Source organism: Streptomyces alkaliphilus (assembly GCF_014141535.1).
Lineage (GTDB): Bacteria > Actinomycetota > Actinomycetes > Streptomycetales > Streptomycetaceae > Streptomyces > Streptomyces alkaliphilus.
This window is the reverse complement of record NZ_VKHT01000726.1, coordinates 1-2,702: the sequence shown is the minus strand read 5'-3', so window position 1 is coordinate 2,702 and position 2,702 is coordinate 1. Positions and strand designations below refer to the sequence as shown.

The 2,702-nt window shown below is 70.0% G+C and carries 1 protein-coding gene; it reads left to right on the top strand.

What is annotated here, in order from left to right:
* Nucleotides 1–185: 185 nt before the first annotated feature.
* Nucleotides 186–2,078, top strand: coding sequence for an alkyl/aryl-sulfatase (locus tag FNQ90_RS19005; RefSeq protein ID WP_182607476.1), 1,893 nt, complete (start codon nt 186–188; stop codon nt 2,076–2,078).
* Nucleotides 2,079–2,702 lie beyond the last annotated feature (624 nt).

Sequence of the window (2,702 nt, the reverse complement as noted above, 5' to 3'; positions counted from 1 at the left end):
CCCGCACCCCACCCCCACCGAGGGACCGGGAACCCGATGATGGGCCTTGTAGCCGGGCGGACGCCCACCATCATACCGAATGCCCGAAAGATCACCATGAAAGGCGTTGATCCTTATTTATGATGTAAATGCCCTCCAAGAGAGGTAGAGTATTTTTTCGACGGACATGAGACAAAGGTGTTGATATGACTTCGGTATCCAAGCCCGCTCAGCCGTTCATTGCCCAGCAGTCGGCCGAGCTGCGGGAGGACTTGCCGTTCTCCGACCGGCAGGACTTCGAGGACGCGGCGCGCGGGCTGATCGCGCGCCGGGAGCCGAATGCCGTCACCGCCGAGGACGGGCGCGTCGTGTGGGACAACGACACCTACGCCTTCCTGGAGGGCGAGGCTCCCGACACGGTCAACCCGAGCCTGTGGCGCCAGTCACAGCTTGTCGCCGGGCAGGGCCTCTTCGAGGTCGTGGAGGGCATTTACCAGGTCCGCGGCTTGGACCTGTCGAACGTGACGTTCGTCGAGGGGGCGACCGGCGTCGTTGTGATCGACCCGCTGCTGTCGGTGGAGACGGCGGAGGCCGCCCTGGCGCTGTATCGCGAGCACCGCGGGGAGCGTCCGGTCACCGGGGTCCTCTACACGCACTCCCACGCCGACCACTTCGCCGGTGTCAAGGGCGTCACCACCCGGGAGGACGTCGACGCGGGACGCGTACCGGTGCTCGCCCCGGAGGGCTTCACCGAGCACGCGGTGGCCGAGAACGTGTACGCGGGCACCGCGATGGCCCGCCGTGCGGCCTACATGTACGGGGCGGCCCTGGCACGCGGCCCGCGGGGCCAGGTCGGCGCCGGCCTCGGGCAGACCACCGCCACCGGCACCGTCAGCCTCATCGCGCCGACCGTGGAGATCACCGCCACCGGGCAGGAGGAGACCGTCGACGGCGTCCGCATGGTGTTCCAGATGGCCCCGGACACCGAGGCCCCCTCGGAGATGCTCATCCACTTCCCCGACCTGCGGGCCCTGTGCACGGCCGAGGACGCCACCCACACCCTGCACAACCTGCTCACCCTGCGCGGCGCCGTGGTCCGCGACCCGCGCCGCTGGTCGCAGTACCTCACCGAGTGCATCGACCTGTTCGGTGACACCACCGACGTGGCGTTCGCCTCGCACCACTGGCCCACCTGGGGTCAGGACCGCATCAAGCACTTCCTGAGCGTCCAGCGCGACCTGTACGGCTACCTCCACGATCAGACACTGCGCCTGATCAACAAGGGCTGGACCGGAACCGAGATCGCCGAGCACCTCCAGCTCCCGCCCGCCCTGGAGAGGGAATGGTCCACCCACGGCTACTACGGGTCGGTGAACCACAACCTCAAGGCCGTCTACCAGCGCTATATGGGCTGGTTCGACGGCAACCCCGCCCACCTGTGGCAACACACCCCCACCGAGGCCGCACGGCGCTACGTGGAGTTCATGGGCGGCGCCGACACGGTGGTGGACAAGGCCCGCGCCTCCTTCGAAGCCGGCGACCTGCGCTGGGTGGCCGAAGTCCTCAACCACGTCGTCTTCGCCCGGACCGACCATGCCGCGGCGCGTGAACTGCTCGCCGACACCTACGAACAACTCGGTTACGGGGCGGAGAACGGCACCTGGCGCAACTTCTACCTGTCCGGCGCCACCGAACTGCGCGAGGGCCGGTTCGGCACCCCCACCGTCACTGCCTCCGCCGACATCATCGCCAACCTCAGCCCCCGCCTCGTGTTCGACGCCCTCGCCATCCAGGTCGACGGTCCGAAGGCGTGGGACGAGCACATGGCCATCGACATCGTCCTCACCGACACCGATGAGGAGTACCGACTGCGTCTGGCCAACGGCGTCCTCACCCACACCGCCGCACCCCAGCAGAACGCCGCCGACGTCACCCTCACCGCCACCACCCGCCAACTGCCCGCGCTCGCCCTGGGAGACCCGACGCCCGAGGCACTGGCCGAGGCGGGCATCCGGGCCGACGGCGACACCACGGTCCTCCAACGGCTCGCGGCCATCCTCGACCCCGGTGACCGCGACTTCCCCATCGTTACCCCCTGACCGGGCTCAAGGCCGCGGGTACGGAGCCCGATGCCACTGGACCGGGCCGGCCCGGGTCGTACCCCGGTTCGAGGGGCGCCCCGAGGGCGCTCTAGGCGGATCCGCCGGCGCGGGTGCGGCGATCCGCGGCCGACGCCCCTTTCCCACCATTGTCGAGCCCCCACAGTTGAGCGGAGTACGAGGACGCGCGGCGGAGCCGTACGCGGTTGGGCATGCTCAGCGGTGCGCCCCCACCTCGGGATGGGGCGGGGCGTACGCCGGAGCCGACGCGGCTGGGGTACACGCCGCGGGTGCGCTGTGCACCGACCGGCATTCGGGTGAGGACCGCGTGCCCGGGTGTGTGCACCGGTTGGCCGTGGGACGGCTCCGGCAGGCCGCTGGTGCTGCCGCGGCGAACGGGAAGGCTTGATTGAGAGGCCGGATCGATGCGACCCGGCACCGCGGTGGAGGGTGGCTTCGTGCCGGCCGTTTCGACCTCCATCCGGGAGATGACGTGACCCACGGCAGGAAAGCCGGCTTGCAGACCCTGATCTCCGTCGTCGGCCGCCGTGCCGCGATGTTCGCCGGCAGGAACGCCCGGGCCGTGCCCGCCCTGGCGCGGCGGACGCTCGGCACCGCCCGTCT